Genomic DNA, 25,769 nt, shown 5'->3' with positions numbered 1-25,769 from the left:
CCGCCAGCATACGGCCGCCGGGGCTTGCGGTGTCATGCGGGCAGGCGGACACTGCCCCGGCCGGCGCGGGGGATTCATGAGACGGATCTGGGTCGCGGCCATGTTCTTGCTGGGGTGTGCCTGCGCGCAGGCGTGGGCGACAGGGGACGTGCGCGTCGGCATCGTGCGCATCGACCGCATCGAGCAGGCCCCGGCAGCGCCGTCGATTGCCACAGCGCGGGCCTTGCCCGAAACCGCCTACGTCACCCAGGACTCGACCAGCCAATTGGCCGGCGCCGTGCGTGGCAACGGCGGGTGGCGGCTGCAGCCGGCGGCGTCGGAGCAGCCTCGCGTGTTGCTGGTCTACCACCCCTACAGCGCGCGCGTGACGGTGCTGGCGCCGCCGCTTTACCAGCCGTGCGTGGCTTCGATCTTCACCGCCGGGCTCGATCCCAGCCATTCGCGGCGGGCGCTGGCTTTCCCGCTGGACGCGCCCGGGCCGGTCTACATCGGCGTCGAGGGCGCGCGCTACCCGTTGCAGGTGATGGTGCGCAGCGCGCACGCGTACGCAGTCGAGGACCACCGTCACGTGCGCGTGCTCTGGCTCAGCCTAGGCATCCTGATCGGCGTGACGCTGGTGGTGCTGTTGTTCTGGCTGCAACTGCGCGACCGCGTCTACCTGCTGTTCGCCGCCAGCATGGCGCTGCAGCTGCTGTACGTGCTGTGCGCCTACGGCGACGCCTACACCATGCCGGGCCTGGCGTGGCTGGCGCGTTTCGGCGTCGCCGGCATCTGGTTCATCGCCACCAGCTCGACGATCGTGACGGTGTGCTTCCTGCTCGAGTTCGCCGACCTGCGCCCGCGTGCGCCGTGGCTGAGCCGCGCGCTGTGGTTGGTCGGGGCGGCATTGCCGGCGCTGCTGCTGCTGGCGCTGGTGTCGCCGTGGCCGGCCGACAAGGGCTGGTTCCCACCGCTGGGCAACGGCCTGCTGCTGCTCGGCAACCTGCTGGCGGTGCTCACCCTGCTCACGGTGTGGCTGCGTGGCGGTCGCCACGCCGGTTTCGTGCTGATCGCCTGGGTGCCGCTGGTCACGGTGTCGACCGCGCGCGCGATGCAGCTCAGTGCCGGCGTACCGCTGGCGCCGTGGCTGGAATACGGCCTGCCGATCATGCAGGCCTTCGCCGCGGTGGTGCTGGTGCTGGGCCTGGCCGACCGCATGCTGACCTTCCGCCGCGAGCGCGATGCCGCCCAGCAGCACGCCGAGCACGACGCGCTCACCGGCGTGCTCAACCGCGCCGGCATCATCACCCGTCTCGACCGCGCCATCGCCGAGACCCGACGCAAGCGCCTGCCGCTGTCGGTGCTGTTCCTCGACCTCGACCGCTTCAAGGCGATCAACGACAGCTACGGCCACCCGGTCGGCGATGCCTGCCTGTGCGCGGTGATCGATGCGATCCACGGCGAAACCATGCCCGAGTTCCAGCTTGGCCGGATCGGCGGCGAGGAGTTCCTGCTGTTGTTGCCGGGCAGCCATGCCGCGGATGCGCGCGGCACCGCCGAGCGCATCCGGCGCAAGGTCGAGGCCAGCTGCCGCATGGTCAAGGATGCGCCGGTGGCACTGACCCTGAGCGTGGGCGTGGTCGAATGCGACCCGACCGACACCGCCGCAACCTTGATCAAGCGCGCCGACGAGGCGATGTACCGCGCCAAGCACGAGGGGCGCAATCGGGTGGTGGTGCTGGCGGCGGAGGCATAGGGCCCTCCAGTCCTTCTCGCGAGTTGAAGACGGAAAGACTGATGCCCGAGCTTGGGAGAGGTATGAACAACTCTGCTTTTGCTCGTTCCCGCAGGCAGGAGTCCAGTGTCTTTGGCTTCAATCGATCAAGGCCGCACCGAATAAGTGCCGTCATCTCCGCGAAGGCGGGGGATCCATGGGCGTTACCCTTGAACAACAACGTCCTTGGATTCCCGCTTTCGCGGGAAGGACGACAATTGTTCAGATGTTCCCTAGGTCGAGCCGCGAAGCGGCTTCGGCTTGAAGGAATTGTTAGTACGCATCCGTTGTCACCTCAAACCAGGCTTCACGGCTTGAATCTGCACGCCAACCGTCCTCCGATGTGCATATGATTCGATTGGGAAATTGGATATAGGGAGCGACACTGCAAAGCAGCTCTTGTTTTCCGGGGGGAGTGTTGTATTCGACATGAAGAAACAAAACTCTTGTCTCGATACCGCAGCGCATATACCGCGCTGTACCGTAAGTTGTTTTTTGTCCAACTTGCTTACGCAGTAGGAGTGATGGGCCGCCTCCCGAAATGTGCAGATCGCCTGAATAAGAAGCGTGCGCTGCACCCTCTAGACCTGCAACCTTGTAGTTGCCCTCTAGCATCTGCGCCCAAAACGCTTCATCGGCCGAGGTTGGAACGCAAAACGACCAATCGTCTTTGCGTGGAGGCGGCGGTGGTGGAGGCGCTTGCGTTGGTGGGCAGGTAGACGCGCAGTCTTTCGCAGCCAATATGGCTGCGAATAAGAGAGTCACAGTAGATGAGATGACTAACATTCGTTCTAGCGCGCGTTATCCCGATACGCCCGCGGCAACCCATTCTCCGCACGCAGATAACGATCGCGCAGCTCGGTCTGGCGGCTGCGCATCTCGATCGCGCGGCCGTCGAGCCACACCTGCAGCGCCACCGTGTTGACCTCGAGCGGGTCGCCGCTCCACAGCACCAGGTCGGCGCGCTGGCCGGGGACGATGGTGCCGAGTTTGTCGGCGACGCCGAAGGCCTCGGCTGGTACCCGTGTCAGCCCGGCCAGACCGTCTTCCCACGGCAGGCCGTTGGCGACCGCGTTGCCGGCGAGCTGGCGCACCTTGCGCGCGTTGTGCGAGGCGTCGCCGGACTGCGAGAAGCCGACCTGCACGCCGGCGGTGCGCAGCCGTGCCGCGTTCTGCATGGTCGCGCCGATCTGGTCGAAGTCGGACGGCAGGTTGCCGAGCGGATTGACGAACACCGGCACCTTGGCCGCGGCCAGCTGTGGCGCCAGGCGCCAGGCCTCGGCGCCGCCGGCGATGGCGATGCGCACCTTGTGCCGCGCCGACCAACGCAGCAGCTGGCGGATGTCAGCCGCGCGGTCGACCGAGACCACCACGCGTCCGCCGCCGCCGATGTACCTGGCGAGCGTGGCGCGACCGGCCGGAGTGAGCAGCGCCGCATTGGCATCGGGCGGGATGCGTCCGCGCACTTCGTCGATGAGCTGGTCGAGGATCATCCACTGCGCCGCGCGCGAATTGCCGCTCAACCCGGCGGCATCGCCACCGATGCGCACGAACAACTCGCGCGGGCCGATCGGATCGGCGCTGCCGTCCAGCCGCATCACGCCGCCCTGGCCGGCGACGATCGAGCCGCCGCTGGCGGTGCCGGCGCCGAGCAGGGTCCAGCCGATGCCTTCGATGCGCGTCACCGGTACCAGCACCGAGTCGGGGTTGTAGGCCAGGGTCACGTCGAACTCCGGCCGCACCGTCATCTGCTTGGTGTCGGCGCCGAGCGCGAGGGTCTTGTCGACGGTGGCCTTCTCTCCGGAGACCTCCTCCAGGCCGATTTCGGTGATGCCGCCGAACAGCGTCGGCGTCAGCGGCCGCCCCTGCGCGTCGATCACCTGGGCGTTGGCCGGCGCGCTCAGGCCGGTGCCGACCGCGCGCACGGTGCCGCCGCTGACCAGCACGTCGGCGTTGTGCAGCGTGCCGCGCGCGGTCGCGGTGTGGACGGTGGCGTTGCGGATCAGGACGTCCTGGGCGTGAGCACCAGCCGATGCGAACAGGCACAGGACAAGCGCAACCCTCCTGCTCGTCATCCCCGCGAAGGCGGGGATCCATGGACTTTGTTCTTGACGTTGCCCCAGAAAGGCGAACGTCCCTGGGTTCCCGCCTTCGCGGGAATGACGAGCCAAAGCAAAAGCGCGGAAGTTCTTTGCAGCCTTCACAGCACGCCCCCCTGCGCGGCAGCGCCTTGGCCGAGCATGAAATCCGACACCGGCTGCCGTGATGGGTCGTGGCGGTCGTACACGCGTGCGCCGTCGACGTAGACCTGCTCGGCCTGCGCGTAGACGCTGAAGGGATTGCCGTTCCAGACCACCACGTCGGCCATCTTGCCCGGCTCGAGCGTGCCGGTTTCGGCGAGGATGCCCAGCGCCTTGGCCGGGTTCTGGGTGAGCCAGCGGATCGCGCGTTCTGGGGCGATGTCCATGCCGGCAAGCTTGGCGTGCGCCATCACCTTGGCCGCCTCCTGGTTGAGGCGCTGGATGCCTTCCTCGGAGTCCGAATGCACGATCGCGCAGCTGTTGGCGGGACGGTCAACGATCGCGATGTTCTCCTGGATGCCGTCGAAGGCCTCCATCTTGAAGCCCCACCAGTCGGCCCACAGCGCGCCGCAGACGCCCTCGCTGGCGAGGCGGTCGGCGAGCTTGTACGCCTCAACGCCGTGGTGGAAAGCGGCGACCTTGAAGCCGAACTCCTTGGCCAGATCGAGCATCGTGGTCATCTCGTCGGCGCGGTAGCAGTGGATATGCACGCGGATGTCGCCATTGATCGCGCCGGCCAGCGTGTCGAGCTTGAGGTCGCGCTTGCCGCCGGTGTCCTTCTCGCTGTCGGCACCGTTGCCGTTGCCGGACCACCAGCGCTTCTTCTTCGGTTCGGCTTCCGCCTTCTTGCCGCCGTTCTTGCGCAGGTACTCGCTGGCGTCGATGAAGGCGGCGCGGTAGCCGGCGACGTTGCCCATGCGCGTGGCCGGGCCGCTCTTCTGGCCGTAGACGCGCTTGGGGTTCTCGCCGCAGGCCATCTTCACGCCCCACGGCGCGCCCGGGAATTTCATCGCCTGATAGCTGGTCGCCGGCACGTTTTTCAACGTCACGCCGCGGCCACCGACCAGGTTGGCGCTGCCGGGCAGGATCTGCAGCGAGGTGATGCCACCGGCCAGCGCCGCGGCGAACCCCGGGTCCTGCGGCCACACCGAATGCTCGGCCCAGACGTTGGCGGTGACCGCGCCGGTCATCTCGTTGCCGTCGCTGTGCGCGCTGACACCGGGGCTGGGGTACACGCCCAGGTGCGAGTGCACGTCGATGATGCCGGGCGTGACCCACTTGCCGTTGGCGTCGATGCGGGTGGCGTCGGCCGGTGCCTGCAACGCGTGACCGATCGCGACCACCTTGCCGCCCTGCAACAGCACGTCGGCATTGTCGAGGCGCTGACCGGTGCCGGTCAGCACGGTGGCGTGCTCGATCAGCACCGGGCCGGAGGCGATCGGCCGGTAGGTACTGGCGTAGGGGTCCTGGACGAAGCGGGACGGCGATTGGGCGGGCGTCGCGGCCTGCGCAAGGCCGGCAGACAGCACCGCGACCAGCGCGGCGACAAGCGGTCGAAGCATTGGATTTCCCCGGGATGGCACGGCAACAGCTTCCGCACCGTAGCCGGTGTCGCGCGCCGCTGCCAACCCTGACGATGGTCATGGAGGCTGTGATTCGTGATGGGTGATCCGTGATTCGCGAAGACGGTCACGCGCCAGCCCGGGGCCTCGCTCGTTCCCATCCGTCGCCGTATCCTGCAAATCACCGATCTCCCATCACGAATCACGGCCTCCCCATGAAAGACAAGGAACAGATCGTCGACAACTGGCTGCCGCGCTACACCGGCGTGCCACTCGACCAGTTCGGCGAACACATCCTGCTGACCAACTTCGGCGGCTACCTGCACACCTTCGCCCGCCTCACCGGCGCCGAAGTGATCGGCCTGGACCGGCCGATGCCCAGCGCCACCGCCGACGGCATCACCATGATCAACTTCGGCATGGGCAGCCCCAACGCCGCGACGATGATGGACCTGCTCAGCGCGGTCATGCCCAAGGCGGTGTTGTTCCTGGGCAAGTGCGGCGGGCTGAAGAAGAAGAACCAGCTCGGCGACCTGATCCTGCCGATCGCCGCGATCCGCGGCGAAGGCACCAGCGACGACTACCTGCCGGCGCAGGTGCCGGCGCTGCCGGCGTTCGCGCTGCAGCGCGCGGTCTCGACCATGATCCGCGACCTCGGCCACGATTACTGGACCGGCACCGTGTTCACCACCAACCGCCGCGTCTGGGAGCACGACGAGGCCTTCAAGGAGCGCCTGCGGGCGATGCGCTGCATGGCCATCGACATGGAGACGGCGACGATCTTTGCCGCCGGCTTCGCCAACCGCATCCCCTGCGGCGCGCTGCTGCTGGTGTCCGACCAGCCGATGATCCCGGAAGGCGTGAAGACCGAGGCCTCCGATGCGCGGGTCAGTGCCGACTACGTCGACAACCACATCAACGTCGGCATCGAGGCACTGCGGCTGATCCGCCGCAACGGCAAATCGGTCAAGCACCTGCGCTTCGACGAGTAGCCGCGACGGTGGCGGAAATGACAAGGCCGGCATGATGCCGGCCTTGTCGCATTGCGGTGGTGCCGATCGGCGTGGCGATCAGTCGCAGGCCACGGCCTGTTCGAACTGCTGCGTTTCCTCGTTGTAGTCGTACCGGGGGATGCACGCCTTCTTGTCGGTGGCGGCAGGCTCGGCGAACGCGGTGTTCGCGGCCATGGTCCCCGGGATCGGGGTGCGGCAGATGACCGGGGACGACGGCGGCGGCAAGTGCGCCGGTTGGCACCACAGCGACGGCGGCACCGTGCACAGCTTGTAGCAGACCTGCTGGGCGTGGGCGTTCGGGGCGAACGCGCCGACGGCGGCGAACGACAACAGGACGACAGCAAAGCTCGGCTTCATGATCAGGTCCCTCGATGGATTGTCCGTGTGAACTGCGCTAGACGCCCGGCCGCTGGCCGTGGCGAAAGGCGAGGGTAGCCGCTCCGATGGCCGCCTGGGGCGCCGGCCATCGGAGCGGCTGCTGCGCCTGGCTGCCCGTCGCAGCCCCGGTGACACGGCGGGAGTAAGCTCGCCGCTGCGACCAGAGGAGGCCCCCATGACCATCCAGACCTACACCGGCAGCTGCCACTGCGGCGCCGTCCGCTTCGAGGCCGATCTTGACCTCGACCAGGGCACCGGCAAGTGCAACTGCTCGATCTGCAGCAAGACCCGCAACTGGGGCGCCAGCGTCAAGCCCGATGCCTTCCGCCTGCTCAGCGGCGACGATGCGACGTCCGACTACCAGTTCAACACCCGGGCCGTGCACTGGCCGTTCTGCAAGACCTGCGGCGTGCGCGCCTACGGCCAGGGCGACATCCCCGAGATCGGCGGCAAGTTCTTCACCGTCAGTGTGGTGTGCCTCGATGGCCTCACCCCGGAACAGTTGGCCGCGCTGCCGGTGCATTACTCCGATGGGCTTCACGACAATTGGATGAACCCCCCGACCGTGACCGCGTACCTGTGAGCGGCCAGCCCTTGCGCGACCTGCCGGGGCCCGGCACGGAGACGACGATCCGGCCCTGCGTCCCCGGCGACGAAGAGGCGCTGGCCCTGCTGGGCGCAGCCACCTTCCTGGAAACCTTCGCCGGCATCCTCGACGGCGGCGACATCCTGGCGCATTGCCGCAGCCAGCACGCCGCCGCTGTCTATGCCGGCTGGCTGGCCCGCGACGATGCCGACGTCTGGGTCGCACAGACCGCGGTCGGCGCGGCCCCGGTCGGTTACGCGGTGCTGACGCCGGCGGCGTTGCCGGTGCCCGATCCGCAGCCGGACGACCTCGAGCTCAAGCGCATCTACCTGCTGCACCGCTTCCACGGCGGCGGCCTCGGCGCAAGGCTGATGCAGGCGGCGATCGACGTGGCACGCGAGCGCGGCAGCCGGCGCCTGTTGCTGGGCGTGTACGCGAAGAACGAGCGGGCGCTGGCGTTCTACGCGCGCTGCGGCTTCGCGCGCCTGGGCGAGCGCCGCTTCCGCGTCGGTGCCAACGAGTACGAGGACGCCGTGCTGGGCCTGCCGCTGCACGCGTGACGCGTCGCAACGCGGATCGCAACGTCCGCGACGCCGACGCGGCACACTGTCGGCCGTAACCGAGGGACGAGGGAGCGGTCATGGAGAAGTTCATTTATCTGTTCGTCGGCGCGGCACTGACCTGGGCGTTCTACTTCGTCCAGCGCCGGGTCGAGCGCCGGCGCACCGTCGAGACCATCGAGCGCAACCAGAAGCTGCTCAACCTCAAGCAGGGGCTCGACAGCGCCAACACCAACCTCGACGACCTGCGCCGCTTCGAGCAGCGCCTGATTGGCAAGGCCGAGACCGCGGCGCGCATCGCCGACAACTACTTCAGCAAGGCCGAGGAAGTCGCCCGCAAGAGCGACGACGAGGCGGTGAGCCAGGCCGACATGAACCAGCAGGCCATCGACGAGTTCCGCAGCGCCGACGCGCGCCTGGGTACGGTGGTGGCGCACCTGCGTCGCCAGCTCGACGGCGAAACCCAAGCCACTTTCGACGAGGCGCACCGCAGCTGGCTGGATTTCCGCGAGCGTTATGCGCGCTTCGTCTCGCAGTCGTACTCGGGTGGTTCGATCCGGCCGCTGATCCACGCGGTCACGCTGGAGAGCGCCACCGAGCTGTGGATCAACGAGCTGGAAACCCAGCTCGGCGACGAGTCGGTGTGAGGCGACAGCCTGGAGACAGCGGTCCCTGCGTCTGACGCATGACGGGTCCGCTCACCCTTCGACTTCGCTGCGCTACGCTCGACAGCCCGCCACTGCTATCCCTGCCGCGCCAATGCTCCCCACCCCTCAGTCCATCCTCGCCTTCTGGCACGAGGCCGGTTACGCACGCTGGTTCGCGCGCGACGCGGCCTTCGACGCGCGCTGTCGCGCCGACTTTCTCGACGCCCACCACCGCGCCGCCCGGCGTGAGTTGGAGGACTGGATGGACAGCGCCGACGGCGCGCTGGCGCTGGTGATCCTGCTCGACCAGATTCCGCGCAACGTCTTCCGCGGCAGCGGCCACGCCTATGCCACCGATCCGCTGGCGCGGCATTACGCGGCGCGGGCGATCGAACTCGGTTACGACCGCGCCGTCGAGCCGGGCCTGCGCGTGTTCTTCTACCTGCCGTTCGAGCATTCCGAGGCGCTCGCCGACCAGGACCGCGCGATCGAACTGATGCAGGCGCTCGACGAGGGTTTCATGAAGTACGCCATCGCCCATCGCGATGTCATCGCGCGTTTCGGCCGCTTCCCGCACCGCAACCGCGAACTCGGCCGCGTCAACACCCCGGACGAACAGACCTACCTCGACGCCGGCGGCGGATTCTAGGTAGCACGTGCCAGGCAGCACGCTCTAACCAGCACGTTCAGGCGAACGCGATCACAGTCCGGGCATGCAGCGGTCACCGCGCGGCGCGCCGGAATGGCGTGGTGCCGAGCAAACTGGCAGGCTGCCGGCCCCTCTTGGTCGTTCCATCCGTGCATGGTCCGTGCATCGATGCGAGGCCGTGACCACTTCAGGAGCTTCGATGCGTCGTGTTCTTCACCCACTGACCTGGATCGCCGCGCTGTGCATCGGTGCGTCCTGCCATGCAGCCGAGCCCGAAGCGCGGCCGGCCACCGTCGGCGCATTGATCGATGCACAGGCGATGGGGGCCATCCGCAGGGATCCGGAGCTGCGCACGGCGCTGGGCATCTCCGGCGACGGCATCGACCTGTCCGGCCAGCTCACCGACGTCTCGCTGCCGCGCCGCGACGTGCTGCGCAAGGAGATCCAGGGCTACCTCGACACGTTGCAGCAGTGGGATCGCAGCCAGCTCGCCGGGCAGGATCGCTGGAGCTACGACCTGGCCGCGTGGTTCTACGCGCGGCAGATCGAACTGATGCGCGTCGACTGGGCGCCGGCCTGGCTGCCGGTGGGTGCGTCCACCTACGCCGTCGACCAGCTCTTCAGCGTACCGGTGTCGCTGCCGCAGTTCATGGAGAACCAGCACGCGGTGCGCGACGAGGCCAGCGCCAAGGCGTACATCTCGCGCCTGCATGCCATCGCCACCAAGCTGGATCAGGTGCGGGCCAACTTCGACCTGCAGGCACGCAACGGCGTGCTGCCGCCCCAGGTCGGGTTGGAAGGCGCGGCGGCGCAGATCCGCAGCCTGATCCAGCCTGCGCCGCAGGACAGCTCGTTCGTCAACGCGTTCCGGCGCAAGCTCGCCCAGATCGCCGGCCTGTCCGCCGAGCGCCGCGCTGCGCTGGTGGACCAGGCCATTGCCGCCGTGCGTGCCGACACCAATCCCGGCTACGCGCGCCTGCTGGCGCGCCTGGACGAGGTGATCGCGACCAAGCCGGGCAGCCGCGGGCTGTGGGCGGTTCCCGAGGGCGACGCGTACTACAACGCCGCATTGCACTGGTACACCAGCACCGACCTTGACGCGGACGAGATCCACCGCATCGGCGTGGCCGAAGTGGCGCGGATCGAAAAGGCGATGGATGCGCTGCTGCGCAAGCAGGGCCTGCGCGACGGCACGGTGGGTGAGCGCATGGCCGCGCTCACCAAGGACCCGCGCTTCCAGTACGCCGACTCCGATGCCGGGCGCGCGGAACTGATCGCCGACGTCCGCCGCACGCTGGTCGCGCTGGAGCCGCACATCCCGACGTACTTCGGCCGCGTTCCGCCGCAACCGCTGGACGTGCGAGCGGTGCCGAAGGCGTCGCAGGCCACCGCGCCCGGTGCGTACTACATCCCGCCGGCGATGGACGGGTCACGGCCGGGCACCTACTTCATCAACCTGGCCGACATGCAGGTGAACACGCGCTGGAGCCTGCCGACGCTGACCTACCATGAAGGTTCGCCCGGGCATCACTTCCAGATTTCCATCGGCCAGACCCTGACCGACCTGCCGGTGCTGCGTCGCAGCCTCAACCCCAGTGCCTTCACCGAAGGCTGGGCGCTGTACGCCGAACAGCTCGCCGCCGAGATGGGCCTGTACCGCGACGACCCGTGGGGCGATCTGGGCCGGCTGCGCGCGGAACTGTTCCGCTCGGTGCGCCTGGTGGTCGACACCGGCCTGCACCGCAAGCGCTGGACGCCGGAGCGGGCCGTCGACTACATGCACGGCAAACTCGGCATGCCGATGGTCGAGGTGCGTACCGAAATCAATCGCTACCTGGTGCAGCCGGGCCAGGCGTGCTCCTACAAGATCGGTCACCTGAAGATGGTCGAGTTGCGCGAACGTGCGCGCAAGCAGTTGGGGGATCGCTTCGACATCCGTGCCTACCACGACCTGATCCTCGGCAACGGTGCACTGCCGCTGGCGGTGGTGGAGGCAGCCGTGGACGACTGGATCGCGACGCAGGAGCGCGTGCCCGCGCGCTGATGCCCCACTGTCCAGCAGCTCCGGGCCGTGGTGTCGCTGCGACGAAGCAAGCGCCCCGTCGCACCGCAGCGATCAGTACTTGGGAATCCCCGCGTCGAAATCGGCCCAGACATCAATGCCGCCGACGACGTTGTAGACCTCACTGAAACCGAGGCCGCGGAAGTGCTCGGCCGCCTGCTGGCTGCGGCCGCCGTGATGGCACAGGAACGCCAGTGGCGTGTCCTTGGGCAGGGCTTCGAGGGCCTCGACGCCCTGGTCGACCGTATCGAACGCGACCGGCGCGGACGCCAGCGCGCGCTCGTCGGCCGGACGCACGTCGACCAGGCGCAACGTGCCGGCGCGCACGCGTGCATCCGCATCGGCGGGCGCGATGGCCTGCACCGCCGGCGGCGCGTTCGGGTTGTGGATCATCAGGCCGCGGCCGCGCTCGTCATCGACCCAGTCGATGCTCACGCCGTCGGCGCGGCGCGCGTTGAGCCAATCGGTCTGCACGCGCACGCCGTCGACCTCGACCGCGACCGCGTCGGCATCGACCGGGGCCAGCTGCAGCTTGGCGTTGTGGCGCGCGTCGATGTCGAGCTGCACGGCGTAGCCGTCGCCGGCGTTGGCGATCGCACCGCGCAGCATCTGCACGGCGGCGGGGGTGATGCTCAGCTTCGGCGGGCTGCGATCGGGTGCGGGCAGGCCGAGCACGCCGTGCAGCTCGCCGCTGCCGGCCATCTGCACGACGATGTCGCTGCCGCCGACCAGCTGGCCGTCGATGTACAGCTGCGGGATCGTCGGCCACTCGCCGTACTGCTTGATGCCCTCGCGGATCTGCGCGTCGGCGAGCACGTCGACGTGGCCGTAGCCGGCCGGCAGCAACGTGTTCAGCACGCCCACGGCCTTGGCCGAGAAGCCGCACTGCGGCGCGTCCGGCGAGCCTTTCATGAACAGCACGACGCGGTTCGACTGCAGGAGGGATTCGATGCGCGAACGCAGCGCGGGGTCGAGGGACATGGGCAGCAACCTGGTGGGGACGGTGTCGAGGTGGGGGCGGGCAGTCTACGGCGCAAGGTAGGATGGGGCATGAATCCGGCCGCCGCCCTGCACCGTCCGCCGCGCCGTCCGCACGCCTGGGCGTGGCTGTTCGGCGCCTCGCAGCTGGCGGTGATCGCGCTGTGGTGGGGCTATGGCTGGCGCGTCGGCCTGCCGGCCTTGCTGCTCACGCACCTGGTCCTGGTCTGGGCGACGTTGCGACCGCAGTCGCGCCTGCTGAGCCCGGTGCTGACGCGGCTGCCGACGTCCGAGCGCGTGGTCTGGCTGACCATCGACGATGGTCCCTCCGACGACACGCCGGCGCTGCTCGACCTGCTCGACGCGCACGGCGCGCGGGCGACGTTTTTCGTCGTCGGCGCGCGCGCGCAGGTGCGGCCGGCGCAGCTGCGCGAGATCGTCCGCCGCGGTCACGGCATCGGCAACCACAGCCACGACCATCCATCAGCAACGTTCTGGGCGCTGTCGCCGCGGGCGATGCGGGCGCAGATCGCCACGGCACAGGCGACCCTGGCCGAACTGGCGGGCATGCCGCCGCGCTGGTTCCGCGCCGTGGTCGGCATGGCCAATCCGTTCGTCGCGGTCGCATTGAAGGAGCACGGCCTGGCCCGGGTGGCGTGGTCGGCGCGCGGTTTCGACGCGGTGCTGCGCGACCCGGCGCGGGTGGTGGCGCGGATCGAACGCGACCTGGCGCCGGGCGCGATCGTGCTGCTGCACGAGGGCGCCGCGCACGGCCGCAATGCCGAGACCCTGGCGCTGCTGCTGCGGCGGCTGGATGCACTGGGTTATCGCTGCGTGCTGCCGGAGGCGATGGAAGCGCTGCCTGAAATTGCTTTCACTCGTCATTCCCGTCCTTCGACAGGCTCAGGGCAGGCTGGCCTTCGGCCAGGCGGGAACCCCGTGGCTTGACTGCACCCGTGTGGCAGGGATCGATGAGCTTCCCTGTACCGTGATGTGGTCCCCGCCTGATCGGGCCGTGGCTTGGACTGGATGGACGATCAGGCTGTGCTTGCGCGTCTGCGTGCCGCCAGCCAGCAGGCGACAACCGCCCACGCCAGCGAACAGGTCGCAGTGCAGACCGCGACCAGGCTGAAGGTCATCCAGGCGAAACCCCGCCCGCCGCTGAAGTTGAGCGCCAGGTTGCCGGCGAGCGCGATGGAGCCGGGCAGCCAGGCGACGGCTACGAGCAAGGACATGACAGACGCCACGCGCAGCGTCGTGCCGCGCGTGCGCTGAGTCCGAGCGCGGCGCCAGCCAGCGCGCACAGCCCCACCGCCGCCAGTGCGTTTCCGAGTGGAAGTCCCCCGGGCAAAGTCGCCTCCAGATACGCGGCACCCGAGGCCAGCGACAGCACTGCGAACGCCGCGACGGCCAAGAGAGCGATGACGATGGGCTTGGGCATGGCGGGTTCGCGTCAGGTCTTGCTGTGCAGCTTGGTGAATGGTCGGTGTGCTTTCATGGAGCAGCAGGACGGCACGACGCGCCATAAGCTTCGTTGTATGCCCTGCCGAAGCAGGCGACAAATCCATCGACCACCTCGATATTCGGTGGCCAACGCATCTTTATGGAAGGCTGCCCGGGTTGCGTGGGGAGCTCGATGTAACCGTCCCTCAGCGCGGGCATGCCCGCGTCGGTCGGGTAGGGAACCGCAGCAAGGTGATCCCTGGCTTGCAACAGCCCGGCCTTGTCGTTGCGAAGAAACGCAACCGTGGCGTCGACGTAGTGATTCCAGCCGGCGTGATCCTGGGACGGGTCTTTCCTGGCGCCTTCAAGCAGCGGAATGGCACGTGTGTTTTGCCCCGCCGAGGCCAGCATCTGTCCTTCGTGCCAGGCCAGAGTGGAACTCGCGGAGGGATGTTGGACCCGGTAAGCCGAGATGAGGTCAGCGGCAGCGGGCTCGCAGCCTGGAACATTGCCGATCTTTCTCCAACCACCTCCACCGTTGGACAGGTCCTGGTCGAAGGCGCTTTCGTCGAGCGCGAGCAATGCCGCCTTGTCATGGGCGCACGGGTCCGCAACTGGTACGGTGGCGCAGGCCACAAGAACAGTGACGAGGCCAAGGGCTGCGATCAGCTTCATCGGGGCATCCAACTCCTGAGCTAAGCCAGCCGCGAAGCGGCTTGGGGCTTGAATGAATTGTTAGGCGCCACCGTGAGTACTTTGGGCTTGCCCAATCCACAGGCGGTTGCCGTCCGGGTCCTCCAGGCGAAACTCGGCCATGTCATAGAACGTAGTGTCCAGATCAGGGACGGAGAGGCCATTCTCTTTTGCACGACGATGGAAGCTCGCCAGATCTTCCGGATAGAGATAAAGAACTGAAATTCTGGGAATACCAGGATGGAGATTGATTGACTGATCAAGCATGAGTTGGCAGTTCCCGCAACGCAGCATGGCCCATCCCCACTCGTCATTGCGATTCTCAACAGCGAAGCCAAGTTTTTCGTAGAACGCCACGCTCGCCGGCATATCACTGACCGGCTGCATTGGAACAAGGCGGTTAAGACTCATGCAGCCTCCGTTGTGACGCCAAACTATCGTTTCACCGCCACGATCCGCCAGTTATTGAATGGCGTATTCCCAGACAGCGGCATGAACTGCGACGCCAACCCGGCGGCGTCGAAGCGCGCACGCAGGGATTCGGCCTCTGGGTAATGCTTCGGCGCCGCGTTCATCCAGCCCACCGCACGCGCGAACAGGTCGGCGTAGCGGGTGATGCGGGCGCGGCCGCTGCCGTCGTCCAGGCCGGTGCGGATCACCAGCTTCGCCCCCGGCGTCAGCATCGCGATTGCAGTGTCGAGCAGGCGCGCCTGCGCCGCGGGCGGGATGAACTGCAGCACGTCGAGCACCGTGACGCTGCCGCGGTGGGCAGGCAGGGTCGTGGCGAGGTCCATCGTGTCGAACACCGCATCGGCCACGCCACCGCGCGCCGCTGCCTGACGTGCGCGCGCGACCTTGCCGGCGTCGTTGTCGACACCGCGGTAGGGCAGCGTCTGCCCGTCGGCGCGCAGTGCGTGGGCGAGCAGGCCCAGGCCGCAGCCCAGGTCGAGCAAGGGGGCGTCGCTGCCGCGCAGCGCGTCGCAGACCCCCGGGTAGAGCGGGTCGCTGCGCAGTTTGCTGCGCGTGTAGTAGTAGTCCCAGCGGTTGCCGAAGCGTGTTGCGGGCCGGAATGCGCCGGCGATGTCCGCGGCCTGTTCGCGCGGCAGCGGCCGTGTCGCGTCGTTGGCCGGATAGGCGCTCATTGCGCCAGCAGGTCGCGCGCGACCGGCAGCGCCAGTGCGGTCCACAGCGTGTACATCGCCGCCGACGGGTGCAGGCCGTCCTCGGCCAGCATGTCCACTTCGGCGCCGCGCTGGCGCGAGGCCGCGGTGATGTCGACGAAGGCGACGCCGTGTGCCTCGCACACCACCTGCGCGGCGGTGTTGAAGGCGTCGAGCTCGGTGGCGATGGTCTCGGGCTGGGCCGGGGTGGTCTTCACGAACGGGGTCACGCCCCAGTCCGGGATCGACAGCACCAGTACCCGGTCGGCACGGCCGCGCGCGTAGCGGATCGCGCGCAGCAACAGCGCCTCGAACTCGCCGCGGTAATCGACCGCGCTGCGGCCGCGGTACTGGTTGTTGACGCCGATGGCGAGGCTGACGAAGTCCCACTCGCCCAGCGGCTCGGCACCGTCGATGCCCCAGGCCAGTTCGTCGGTGGTCCAGCCGGTGGTGGCGATGATGCGCGGCGCCGCCAGGGCAATGTCGTGTGCGTGCAGGGCGGCGGCAAGCTGCACCGGCCAGCGCCCGTCCACTGCCACGCCCTCGCCGATGGTGTAGCTGTCGCCGAGCGCGAGGTAGGACAGCGCGGTTGTCGGCACGGAGGCCATGGCCGCAGCTCAGGCCACCGCGGCGCGTTGGGTGCCGGCGCGCTCGACGTGGCGGTCGAGCACGCGCTCGATGCGCGCGAACACCTCGCGCAGGTCGTCCGGCTGCGGCAGCAGGGTCACGCGGAAGTGGTTGCGGTAGGGCACGTTGAAGCTCGAGCCCGGCACCACCAGCACGTCCTCGGTTTCGAGCAGCTCGAGCGCGAACTTGTGGTCATCGAAGCCCTGCGCCGCCGCGCCGGTCACCGCCGGGAACGCGTACAGCGCGCCGGCCGGCGCGACCAGCTGCAGGTGCTTGCTGGCGGCGATGCTGTCGACCACCGCGCGGCGTGCCTCGTACAGGCGGCCGCCCGGCGCGCACAGCGGCGCGATGGTGTCTTCGCCGTGCAGCGCGGCTTCGATCGCGAACTGGCCCGGCACGTTGGCGCACAGGCGCAGCGCGCCGAGCAGGTCCATGGCGTGGTGCAGGTCGCCGCTGGCAAGCGGGTCGCCCGACAGCACCGCCCAGCCCACGCGCCAGCCGCAGGCGCGGTGCACCTTGGACAGGCCGCCGAAGCTCAGGCACGGCAGGTCGCCGGCGATCGGTGCGATCGGGGTGAACTGCGCGCCGTCGTAGAGGATCGAGTCGTAGATCTCGTCGGTCATCAGCAGCAGCTTGTGGCGCGCGGCGATCGCGACGATCTGTTCCAGCAGCTCGCGCGGGTAGGCGGCGCCGGTCGGGTTGTTGGGGTTGATCAGCACGATCGCGCGGGTGCGCGAGGACACCAGCGCCTCGATCTCGTCCGGGTCGGGCAGGAAGCCGTTCTCCGGCGCGCAGCGGTAATAGACCGGGCGGCCGTCGTTGAGGATGGTCGCGGCCGACCACAGCGGGTAGTCGGGCGAGGGCAGCAGCACCTCGTCGCCGGGGTTGAGCAGCGCGCGCAGCGACAGGTCGATCAGCTCGCTGACGCCGTTGCCGATGAACACGCGTTCGGGCGCGGCGTTGGGCGTGCCGCGCTGCTTGTGGAACGCGGCGATCGCCTCGCGCGCGGCCGGCAGGCCCTGCTGGTGGGTGTACGGGTCGGTGTCGGCGATGCGCTCGGCGATCGCGCGCTGCAGGTGCTCGGGGGCACGGAAACCGAACGCGCCGGGATTGCCGATGTTGAGCTTGATCTGCTTGCGGCCCTGGGCCTCCAGCTCGCGTGCCCGGCGGGCGAGTTCACCGCGGATTTCATAACGGACTTCGGACAGGCGTTCGCGGGTTTTCACGGGGGGCAGGGACATCGGCGGCAGGGGGATGGGACGGACAGCCCTCAGACTAGCCGAATCATCGGTCCAATTCAGCGGATATGGGCGGTAAATCGCCCTGCCTGGTGCTCCCCGCCCTACGTCGGACCGCAAGCCGCCAGGCGGTCGTATGTAGAATCCGGCCATGCCCGATGCGAAGCGTGCCTTTTGACTCCCGAGATTCTCGCCCTGCAGGCGATCGGCTGGCCCGTGGCGGCCGGTGAAACCTTGCCGGCGGAACCTGCCTGGCGCGAGCTGCTGGCGGCCCACCCGCAGGCGCGGCCGGTGCGGGTGGTCGAGCAACACCGCAGCGGTTATGTCGTCGCCGACGGCCCGGACAGCGGGTTTCCGGTCGAATCCCTGCCGCAGTGGCAGCGCCCGCCCGGCTACCGCAAGGGCACGGTCACCATCGACCAGCGCCCCGGCGTCGGCGACTGGCTGCTCATCGAGGGCCGCAAGGCGGTGGCGCTGCTGCCGCGCCGCAGCGCGATCAAGCGCGGCGCCGCCGGCGAGCACTACCAGCAGCAGCTGATCGCGGCCAACGTCGACACCGTGTTCATCGTCTGCGGGCTGGACGCCGACTTCAATCCGCGCCGCATCGAGCGCTACCTGCTGCTGGTGCGCGGCGGTGCCGAGCCCGTGGTGGTGCTGACCAAGGCCGACCAGGCCGTCGGCAGCAACGACCACGCCGTGTCCGTGGCGCTGGCCGCCCTGGTCGAGCTGGCCGCGCAGGACATCGCCGTGCGCGCGGTCAACGCCAAGGACGCCGACAGCGTCGCCGCGCTCAGCGCGTGGCTGCGGCCCGGCCGCACCGCGGTGCTGGTCGGTTCCTCCGGCGCCGGCAAGTCGACCCTGACCAACACCCTGCTCGGCGTCGACAAGATGAAGACCGCCGCGGTGCGCGAGCACGACGCGCGCGGTCGCCACACCACCACCCACCGCGCGCTGATCCCGCTGCCGTCCGGTGCCTGCCTGATCGACACGCCGGGCATGCGCGAGCTCAAGCCGACCGGTGAGGAAGACGTCGCCGAGAACTTCAGCGACATCGAGGCCCTGACCGAGCAGTGCAAGTTCCGCGATTGCGCACACGCACGCGAGCCCGGTTGCGCGGTGCGTGCGGCGATCGAGGCGGGCAAACTCGATCCGCAGCGATTCGCCAATTACCTCAAGCTGCGCGACGAGGTCGCCGGCGCCGCCAACAAGCTCGCCAACCGCCGTGCCGAGAGTGCCGCGGCGAAGGTGCAGGGCAAAGCGCCGAACAAGCGGCCCGACGAGAAGTACGGCCGCCACTGATCGGCCATGAGTGAACGCGCGCCCGAGGTCGCCCACCATGCCGCGCTCGACGCGCGCATGGTGCACGCGGTGCGCGACATCAAGCTGCTGGGCCTGGCCAGCTGGCCGGCCGGCCTCGAGGATAAATTCCTCGCCGACTACGCCCGCGGCGTCGCCAAGCTGCCGCAGGTCGAGTACCCGCGCCACGATTTCGGCGAGGTGCGCCGTGAGCTGGCGGCCATTGCCGCCGCGGCCGATCCGCAGCATCCGCTGGGTTGCTACGTCGCCGAATCGGCGCGCAGCTGGGCGACCGCGGCCGAGCTGATCGAGGCGCTGGGCACGCCGGCGGTGACCGCGCACTCGGTGCGCCTGTTCGGTCGCCCTGACGAAGCCCTGCCCGGCAACGGCCCGAGCACGCGCGAGGCGGCGCAGCACTTCATCTCGATCGCCGACGAGCTCGATCACGAGCTGATGGCGCCGGCCGAGCACGTCACCATCTCCGCCACCGCGCTGCAGCTGCAACTGCAACGCGACCTCGACGACTACTTCGACGGCCGCGTGATCGAGGTCGAGCTCGACCCCGACCTGATCGCCAAGGCTGCCGCCGGCGCCACCCGCATCCGCCTGCGCCACGGCGCCGCCTTCAGCGACTACGACCGCAACCAGCTGCTGCAGCACGAGGCCTTCGTGCACTCGCTGACCGCGCTCAACGGTCGCGAGCAGCCGGTGTTGCCGAGCCTGGCGCTGTCCTCACCGCGCAGCACCGAGACCCAGGAAGGCCTGGCGACCTTCGCCGAGCAGATCACCGGCAGCATCGACATCGGCCGCATGAAGCGCCTGAGCCTGCGCATCGAGGCGGTGGCGCTGGCGCTGGACGGCGCCGATTTCATCGAGGTGTTCCGCTATTTCCTCGCTGCAGAGCAGTCGCCGGAGGACAGCTTCGCCTCGGCCCAGCGCGTGTTCCGCGGCGTGCCGACCAGCGGCGGCGCCGCCTTCACCAAGGACACCGTGTACCTGCGCGGCCTGGTCGGCGTGCACACCTTCTTCCGCTGGGCGCTGCGCCAGCGCAAATTGCAGCTGTGCCGCTGGCTGTTTGCCGGCAAGATGACCCTGGCCGACGTGCAGCGCTTCGAGCCGCTGTTCGAGTCCGGGGTGCTGGCGCCGCCGCGCTGGCTACCGCACTGGGTGGCACGCGCCAACGGCCTGGCCGGGATGCTGGCCTTCTCGCTGTTCGCCAACCGCATCCGCCTCGACAGCATCGCCCGCAGCGACGGTTTCCTCGACGTATAGCGCGGCGCCGGTAGCGTGGTCATCGGCCGAGACGCGCGATGACGCCAGCATCGGCAAGGTGGCGGGATTGCCCGTTTGCCAAGGCGACGTGCATGGCCATACCACACCGTCCTCGGCCGCCGCGGGAAAGCGGCTAGAATCGGCGGCCCGCCCGTGGTTTCCGTCCTGATGTCCGACCAATCGCCGTCCGCCAACGATCTCAAGCAAGCCGCGCTCGACTACCACCGCCTCAGCCCGCCGGGCAAGATCAAGGTCAGCGCGACCAAGCCGATGGTGACCCAGCGCGACCTGGCCCTAGCCTACTCGCCGGGCGTGGCCTACGCCTGCGAGGCGATCGTCGAGGACCCGACCTCTGCCAGCGAGCTGACCGCGCGCGGCAACCTGGTCGCGGTGATCAGCAACGGCACCGCCGTGCTCGGCCTGGGCGACATCGGCCCGCTCGCCGGCAAGCCGGTGATGGAAGGCAAGGGCGTGCTGTTCCAGAAGTTCGCCGGCATCGACGTGTTCGACATCGAGGTCGATGAGCGCGACCCGGACAAGCTGGTCGACATCATCGCCAGCCTCGAGCCGACCTTCGGCGGCATCAACCTCGAGGACATCAAGGCGCCGGAGTGCTTCATCGTCGAGCGCAAGCTGCGCGAGCGGATGAAGATCCCGGTGTTCCACGACGACCAGCACGGCACCGCGATCATCGTCGGCGCCGCCGTGCTCAACGCGCTGGAAGTGGTCGGCAAGGACATCGGCAGCGTCAAGGTGGCCACCACCGGCGCCGGCGCCGCCGGCATCGCCTGCCTCGACATGCTGGTCGCGCTGGGCGTGAAGAAGGAGCACATCACCGCGTTCGACCGCGAGGGCGTGATCTACGCCGGCCGCGACCGCCTCGATCCGGACAAGGCCCGCTACGCTCGCGACACCGCGCAGCGCACGCTGGCCGAGATTGTTGAAGGCGCCGACGTCTTCCTCGGCCTGTCCGCCGGCGGCGTGCTCAAGCCGGAGATGGTCGCGACGATGGCGGCCAAGCCGATCATCCTCGCGCTGGCCAACCCGTATCCGGAGATCCTGCCGGAGGACGCCAAGGCCGTGCGTCCGGACTGCATCATCGCCACCGGCCGTTCGGACTACCCGAACCAGGTCAACAACGCGCTGTGCTTTCCGTACATCTTCCGTGGCGCGCTCGACGTCGGCGCCACCGTCATCAACGAGCAGATGAAGCTGGCCTGCGTGCGCGCGATCGCGCAGCTGGCGCGCATGGAGTCGTCCGATCTGGGCAGCGCCTACGGCGGCGATGTGCCGACCTTCGGCGCCGAGTATCTGATCCCGCGTCCGTTCGATCCGCGCCTGCTGGTGATGCTGGCCAAGGCCGTGGCCCAGGCGGCGATGGAGTCGGGCGTCGCCACGCGTCCGATCGAGGACATGGCGGCGTACGAGGAGAAGCTCGGCCAGTTCATCTACCGCACCGGCCTGGTGATGAAGCCGGTCTACGACCGCGCCCGCAGCGACCGCAAGCGCGTGGTCTACGCCGAGGGCGAAGAAGAAACCGTGCTGCGCGCGGTGCAGACGGTGATCGACGAGAAGCTGGCCTTCCCGATCCTGATCGGCCGCCCGGACGTGATCGACACGCGCATCGAGCGCCTGGGCCTGCGCATGCGCGCCGGCGTCGATTTCGAGCTGACCAACATCAATGACGACCCGCGCTTCAACGACTACTGGCAGCAGTACCACGCCCTGACCGAGCGTCGCGGCGTGACCCCGGCCGCGGCCAAGAACCTGCTGCGCTCGCGGCCGACGCTGATCGCCGCGCTGATGGTCGAGCGTGGCGAAGCCGATGCGATGATCTCGGGCCTGGTCGGTCGATTCCACAAGAAGCTGGGCTACCTGCGCAGCGTGTTCGACTTCGACAAGGGCGTGCAGGGCACGGCCGCCATGACCGGCGTGATCAACGACCAGGGTGTGTGGTTCTTCCTCGACACCCACGTCCAGGTCGACCCCAGCGCCGAGCAGATCGCCGAGGCCACGCTGCAGGCGACCTACCGCCTCAAGCTGTTCGGCATCGAGCCCAAGGTCGCGCTGCTGTCGCACTCCAACTTCGGCAGCCACGACAACGCCTCGGCGGCGAAGATGCGCCGTGCCTACCAGCTGATCAAGCAGCGCATGCCCAAGCTGGAGATGGACGGCGAGATGCAGGCCGACACCGCCTGGGACGACGAGCTGCGCCACCGCATCTTCCCCAGCACCACGCTCAAGGGCCGCGCCAACCTGTTCGTGATGCCCAACCTGGATGCGGCCAACATCACCTACAACATGATCCGGGTGATGACCGACGGAGTCGCCATCGGCCCGATCCTGATGGGCCTGGACAAGCCGGCGCACATCCTGACGCCGGCTTCGACACCGCGCCGCGTGGTCAACATGACCGCGATCGCCGCGGTCGACGCGCAGATCCGCGCGTCGCTGGGGCAGGGGGGCTAAGGCAATGCCGATCAAGTCGCTTCCGCTCGTCATTCCCGCGAAGGCGGGAATCCAGGGACTTGATCTTTCAGCGGCTTGAACGCGCTGGATCCCGCCTTCGCGGGATTGACGACACTCATTCAGCGTTGCCTTGAGGCGGCGCTGATTTAGTCAGTGCGCCCTGTCCCCAACCCGCAGCCGCCCGGGCGCGCAGTGCTCGAGCGTTCGCGCGCGAGTCAGTCAGGTTGCCGTCGTTCTTTTTCGCGGGGATGACGGTCAGGCGTCGTCTTTCTCATCTCCCCGCAGCACTTTGCGTTGCATCGCGTCCAGATAGGCGTCCGCTTCCTCGGCCGAAGTGAAGATCTCGCTCATCGGCACCGCTTTCACCACGTCGAACACCTTCTGGATCTGCGGCTGCGGATTCAACACCAGCACCTTGCCGGCATGAGCGGCCAGCGCCTTGCGCGCCTTGAAGATCGAGCGGATGCCGGCCGAGCTGATGTACTCCAGTTCGCCCAGGTCCAGCACCAGCGAATGGGTGCCCGGACCCAGCAACGGTTGCAGCTGGCGGTCCAGCTCGGCGTAGCTGTGGGTGTCCAGGCGCCCTTCCAGCGCGATGCGTTGCGAGCCGTTGTTCGGAGGGTCGATGCGGATCAGCAGTTCCATGTGGATTTCACCGGTGGAGGGGCGGAGGGTCAGCGGGAGCGATCGGCGGTGCGCAGCACCACGTGCAGTACGTTGTACGGTCCCTCGCGTCGGTAACGGATGCTGTGTGCGAGTTCGCGCACCAGGTGCACGCCGAGGCCGCCGATCGGGCGCTCCAGAATATGCGCGTCCAGGTCCGGTGCTTCCTGCGCCAGCGGGTCGAACGGGCGGCCGTTGTCGCGGAACTCGACATGCAGGTCGTCGTCATCGCGGGTGATGCCGACGACAAGGTGACGCGACGCAGCGCGTTCGCCGCCACTGTCGCCATGGTCGATCGCGTTGCAGGCCACCTCTTCCGCGATCAGATGCAGATCCTCGCGCAACGCGCCCGTCACCGCGTGTGCGTGCAGGGCCTGGTCGATCGCGCTCAGCAGTGAAGCCAGGTGCGCACGTTCGCACGGGATCTCCAGGTGAAACCGCATCAGCTGTCGCCTCGGTCGGTCGGGTCGTAGCGTAATGCCAGCACCGTGATGTCGTCCGATTGCGTCGCGCCGTCGGCGAACTCGTGGGCGGCGGCCACCAACGCCTCGCACAGGCCGCGCGCGTCCGCAGCGGCCGGCAAGGCGACCAGCATGCGCTCGTTGCCGAAGGCCTGCTGGTCGCAGTTCAGCGCTTCGCTGATGCCGTCGGTGTACGCGACCAGGGCGTCGCCGGGTTGCAGGCGGCCGCGCCACACCGGGTAGTGGTCGGCAATCTCCACGCCCAGCGGCGGTGCCGTCGGCACCTCGATCAGTTCGCGACGGCCGTCGGCGTGCAGCAGCACCGGTGCTTCGTGGCCGGCGCTGGCCAAGGCCAGTTCACCGCTGCCGGCATCCACCACGCCGCACAGCACGGTGGCGAACATGCAGGTGTCGTTGCCTTCGATCAGGCGCGTGGCCGCCATGCGCAACGCCCGGTCCGGGGCGCCGCCCAGGCCGGTGGCGACCTCCAGCACGGTCATCGCCCGTGCCATGAACAGTGCCGCCGGCACGCCCTTGTCAGAGACGTCGCCGATCGCGAACCACAACGCGCGGCCTTCGCGAACGAAGAACGTGTAGAAATCGCCACCGACCGCCTTGGCCGGCTCCAGCTGTGCATGCGCTTGCAGGCGGTGGCCGTCGATCCGCACCTCCGGCGCCGCCGGCAGCATCGCCAACTGGATGTCGCGCGCGATCGACAGCTCGCTCTCCAGCTTCTGCCGGTTGCGCGCCAGGTGTTCGATCTCGCTCAGCTGTGTGCGGATCGAGCCGCGCGCGCGATCGAAGGCGCGTGCCAGCAGGCCGACCTCGTCAAGGCGTGCGGTATGCGGTACCGGGGTCTCGTAGTTGGCCTGGGCCAGGCGCGTGGCCGATGTCGCCAACTGCTGTACCGGCTGGCCTATGCGGCCGGCGAGGCGCCGCATCAGCAGCATGCACAGCCCGGCCAGCAGCAGGCCGGTCGCCGCCAGCACCATCAGCATGCGATTCAGACGCGCGATGATCAGCGAGTAGGACTGTGCCACCAGCACGCTCCAGCCGGTGTCGCCGACCGGCTCGACCACGGTGAAGCGCTTTTCGCCGTTCAGTGCGTCGATGTGCACCAGCTGCAGGTGGCGCTGCTCGTGCACCGCTTGCGCCGCCGGCAGCAGGTCGTGGCGGCCGGACTGCTGGATGAAGCGGTCCAGGGACAGCCCACGGCTCACCGTCACGTCCGGATTGAGCGCCAGCGTGCCGCCGGGGGCGACCAGGCTGACGCGCCAGTCGGGCAGGTGGGCCAGGGTCTGCAGGTGGTCGGTCAACGCGCTCAGCGGCAGGTCCAGGCTGACCATTCCGCCGGCGCGGCTGCGGTTGCCGGTCGGGCGCAGCGGCTTGTTGTAAGTCACCATCCAGCGGTTGCCGGCAGTCTCGCTGAAATACGGCTCCGACCACCAGCCCGCGGACGTGTCCAGCGTGCGGGCGTACCACGGCTTGCTGCGGTAGCCGTAGCCCTCGGCCACGAAGTCGCGGTCGACACCGTCGACCTGCACGTAGCGCGCGAAAGGCGTACCGCCCGGCGCGGTCGGCTCCAATGCCAGCAGCCCGCCGGCGCAGCCGGGCGTGGCCTTGACCAGCGAGCGCAGCGTTGCCGTCAGCGCCGCCGGATCCAGTCCCGAGTTGGCGGCCAGGTCCGACACCCCGTCGGTGCTCACCGTCACCGCACGCATCGTTGCATCCAATTGCTCGGCGGCCTGCAGGGCATTGGCCATCGTGTCCAGGTGCGCGTCGCGGTCGATCTGCCCGCGCAGGTACCAGGCCACGCCGCCGATCATCAGGCCCACCAGCAGCACCCCGACCAGGCCCGACCACAGTGCGATCCGCAAGCGCAGGCTGTCGCGCCAGCGCACGCTGTCGATCCGGCCGAGCGGCAGTGCTTGAAGTCCGGTGGACATCGCGAGTGAGCCTTGCATCAATCCCCTGTCCCGATCATACGCAGGGAATCGGTGAGGTGAATGGGGCGAGGCGTGGCGTCGGCAAGCTGCGTTGGCCGTCACAGAAAGTGGCGGTCGGTCAGTGCGGTGCCCGATCCAGGCCAAGCGTCACGATGCGGCCGGCGTCGGGATCGAAATAGCGCACGTTGTTGTCGTTGGCGATGACCGAGCCGGCGCAGTCGCGGTCGAACAG

At 68.7% G+C, this 25,769-nt stretch carries 24 protein-coding genes; 11 read left to right on the top strand and 13 right to left on the bottom strand.

The annotated features are described in order from the left end of the window. Positions 1-100: 100 nt before the first annotated feature. Positions 101-1,735 (top strand): GGDEF domain-containing protein, encoded by a 1,635-nt coding sequence (locus ACFOLC_RS05595; RefSeq protein WP_386758245.1) that lies wholly within the window; start codon positions 101-103, stop codon positions 1,733-1,735. Positions 1,736-2,544: 809 nt separating this feature from the next. Here the strand turns inward: ACFOLC_RS05595 and ACFOLC_RS05590 are convergent. Together ACFOLC_RS05590 and ACFOLC_RS05585 are read right to left on the bottom strand one after the other, a co-directional pair. Further along, entirely contained in the window at positions 2,545-3,828 is a 1,284-nt protein-coding gene (locus tag ACFOLC_RS05590; protein WP_386758244.1) for an amidohydrolase family protein, read from the bottom strand. A gap of 125 nt (positions 3,829-3,953) precedes the next feature. Next, positions 3,954-5,396 (bottom strand): amidohydrolase, encoded by a 1,443-nt coding sequence (locus ACFOLC_RS05585; protein WP_386758243.1) that lies wholly within the window; start codon positions 5,394-5,396, stop codon positions 3,954-3,956. A gap of 215 nt (positions 5,397-5,611) precedes the next feature. Here ACFOLC_RS05585 and ACFOLC_RS05580 point away from each other — a divergent pair, with 215 nt between their 5' ends. Next, positions 5,612-6,388, top strand: a complete 777-nt coding sequence (locus ACFOLC_RS05580; protein ID WP_386758242.1) for an AMP nucleosidase — start codon at positions 5,612-5,614, stop codon at positions 6,386-6,388. Positions 6,389-6,466: 78 nt separating this feature from the next. On the opposite strand, the gene ACFOLC_RS05575 is transcribed toward ACFOLC_RS05580, so the two are convergent. Continuing rightward, a complete protein-coding gene (locus tag ACFOLC_RS05575) occupies positions 6,467-6,766 on the bottom strand; it encodes a hypothetical protein (protein WP_386758241.1) in 300 nt (99 codons plus the stop codon). Between the two features lie 196 nt (positions 6,767-6,962). Here ACFOLC_RS05575 and ACFOLC_RS05570 point away from each other — a divergent pair, with 196 nt between their 5' ends. From ACFOLC_RS05570 to ACFOLC_RS05550, 5 genes are all read left to right on the top strand, one after another. Next, positions 6,963-7,370: a GFA family protein gene (locus tag ACFOLC_RS05570; RefSeq protein ID WP_386758240.1), complete on the top strand. Its 408-nt coding sequence runs from the start codon at positions 6,963-6,965 to the stop codon at positions 7,368-7,370. Continuing rightward, on the top strand, positions 7,367-7,933 hold the full coding sequence (locus tag ACFOLC_RS05565; protein ID WP_386758239.1) for a GNAT family N-acetyltransferase: 567 nt from the start codon (positions 7,367-7,369) through the stop codon (positions 7,931-7,933). Before ACFOLC_RS05570 ends, ACFOLC_RS05565 begins: the two co-directional genes overlap by 4 nt. A gap of 80 nt (positions 7,934-8,013) precedes the next feature. Beyond that, positions 8,014-8,580 (top strand): lysozyme inhibitor LprI family protein, encoded by a 567-nt coding sequence (locus ACFOLC_RS05560; RefSeq protein WP_386758238.1) that lies wholly within the window; start codon positions 8,014-8,016, stop codon positions 8,578-8,580. 112 nt (positions 8,581-8,692) lie between these two features. After that, positions 8,693-9,229, top strand: coding sequence for a DUF924 family protein (locus ACFOLC_RS05555; RefSeq protein ID WP_386758237.1), 537 nt, complete (start codon positions 8,693-8,695; stop codon positions 9,227-9,229). A 199-nt stretch (positions 9,230-9,428) separates the two neighbouring features. Then, complete coding sequence (locus ACFOLC_RS05550; protein ID WP_386758236.1) at positions 9,429-11,273, top strand: DUF885 domain-containing protein; 1,845 nt, start codon at positions 9,429-9,431, stop codon at positions 11,271-11,273. Between the two features lie 72 nt (positions 11,274-11,345). Here the strand turns inward: ACFOLC_RS05550 and grxD are convergent, their stop codons facing one another. After that, entirely contained in the window at positions 11,346-12,272 is a 927-nt protein-coding gene (gene grxD / locus ACFOLC_RS05545) for a Grx4 family monothiol glutaredoxin (RefSeq protein WP_386758235.1), read from the bottom strand. Between the two features lie 69 nt (positions 12,273-12,341). Here grxD and ACFOLC_RS05540 point away from each other — a divergent pair, with 69 nt between their 5' ends. Next, on the top strand, positions 12,342-13,217 hold the full coding sequence (locus ACFOLC_RS05540; protein WP_386758234.1) for a polysaccharide deacetylase family protein: 876 nt from the start codon (positions 12,342-12,344) through the stop codon (positions 13,215-13,217). Between the two features lie 89 nt (positions 13,218-13,306). Here the strand turns inward: ACFOLC_RS05540 and ACFOLC_RS05535 are convergent, their stop codons facing one another. The 6 genes from ACFOLC_RS05535 to ACFOLC_RS05510 form a co-directional block, all read right to left on the bottom strand. Then, complete coding sequence (locus ACFOLC_RS05535) at positions 13,307-13,504, bottom strand: hypothetical protein (RefSeq protein WP_386758233.1); 198 nt, start codon at positions 13,502-13,504, stop codon at positions 13,307-13,309. Between the two features lie 259 nt (positions 13,505-13,763). Beyond that, on the bottom strand, positions 13,764-14,387 hold the full coding sequence (locus tag ACFOLC_RS05530; protein ID WP_386758232.1) for a hypothetical protein: 624 nt from the start codon (positions 14,385-14,387) through the stop codon (positions 13,764-13,766). Positions 14,388-14,447: 60 nt separating this feature from the next. Then, a complete protein-coding gene (locus ACFOLC_RS05525) occupies positions 14,448-14,816 on the bottom strand; it encodes a VOC family protein (protein WP_386758231.1) in 369 nt (122 codons plus the stop codon). A gap of 23 nt (positions 14,817-14,839) precedes the next feature. Further along, positions 14,840-15,511: a methyltransferase domain-containing protein gene (locus tag ACFOLC_RS05520; RefSeq protein WP_386758542.1), complete on the bottom strand. Its 672-nt coding sequence runs from the start codon at positions 15,509-15,511 to the stop codon at positions 14,840-14,842. A 32-nt stretch (positions 15,512-15,543) separates the two neighbouring features. Further along, positions 15,544-16,173 carry an SGNH/GDSL hydrolase family protein gene (locus tag ACFOLC_RS05515; protein WP_386758230.1) on the bottom strand — a complete coding sequence of 210 codons (630 nt, stop codon included), beginning with the start codon at positions 16,171-16,173 and terminating at the stop codon, positions 15,544-15,546. Between the two features lie 9 nt (positions 16,174-16,182). Beyond that, entirely contained in the window at positions 16,183-17,433 is a 1,251-nt protein-coding gene (locus ACFOLC_RS05510; protein WP_386758229.1) for a pyridoxal phosphate-dependent aminotransferase, read from the bottom strand. A gap of 171 nt (positions 17,434-17,604) precedes the next feature. Between ACFOLC_RS05510 and rsgA the strand changes: the two genes are divergently transcribed. The 3 genes from rsgA (at position 17,605) to ACFOLC_RS05495 (ending at position 22,467) form a co-directional block, all read left to right on the top strand. After that, entirely contained in the window at positions 17,605-18,729 is a 1,125-nt protein-coding gene (gene rsgA / locus ACFOLC_RS05505) for a ribosome small subunit-dependent GTPase A (RefSeq protein ID WP_386758228.1), read from the top strand. A 6-nt stretch (positions 18,730-18,735) separates the two neighbouring features. Then, the gene (locus ACFOLC_RS05500; protein WP_386758227.1) at positions 18,736-19,998 is read left to right on the top strand and encodes a flavohemoglobin expression-modulating QEGLA motif protein; all 1,263 of its coding nucleotides are present in this window, start codon (positions 18,736-18,738) and stop codon (positions 19,996-19,998) included. 168 nt (positions 19,999-20,166) lie between these two features. Then, positions 20,167-22,467 carry an NADP-dependent malic enzyme gene (locus ACFOLC_RS05495; protein WP_386758226.1) on the top strand — a complete coding sequence of 767 codons (2,301 nt, stop codon included), beginning with the start codon at positions 20,167-20,169 and terminating at the stop codon, positions 22,465-22,467. Positions 22,468-22,722: 255 nt separating this feature from the next. On the opposite strand, the gene ACFOLC_RS05490 is transcribed toward ACFOLC_RS05495, so the two are convergent. Genes ACFOLC_RS05490 through ACFOLC_RS05480 form a run of 3 tightly spaced genes read right to left on the bottom strand, consistent with a single transcriptional unit; the run spans position 22,723 to position 25,537 of the window. Further along, entirely contained in the window at positions 22,723-23,112 is a 390-nt protein-coding gene (locus ACFOLC_RS05490) for an STAS domain-containing protein (protein WP_386758225.1), read from the bottom strand. A gap of 29 nt (positions 23,113-23,141) precedes the next feature. Next, complete coding sequence (locus ACFOLC_RS05485) at positions 23,142-23,573, bottom strand: ATP-binding protein (RefSeq protein ID WP_386758224.1); 432 nt, start codon at positions 23,571-23,573, stop codon at positions 23,142-23,144. Continuing rightward, a complete protein-coding gene (locus ACFOLC_RS05480; protein ID WP_386758223.1) occupies positions 23,573-25,537 on the bottom strand; it encodes a SpoIIE family protein phosphatase in 1,965 nt (654 codons plus the stop codon). Before ACFOLC_RS05480 ends, ACFOLC_RS05485 begins: the two co-directional genes overlap by 1 nt. Positions 25,538-25,769 lie beyond the last annotated feature (232 nt).

The sequence above is a fragment of the Lysobacter cavernae genome, assembly GCF_042648505.1.
In the GTDB taxonomy this organism is placed as follows: Bacteria; Pseudomonadota; Gammaproteobacteria; order Xanthomonadales; family Xanthomonadaceae; genus Lysobacter_L; species Lysobacter_L cavernae.
This window is presented reverse-complemented; position numbering and strand designations above follow the sequence as displayed.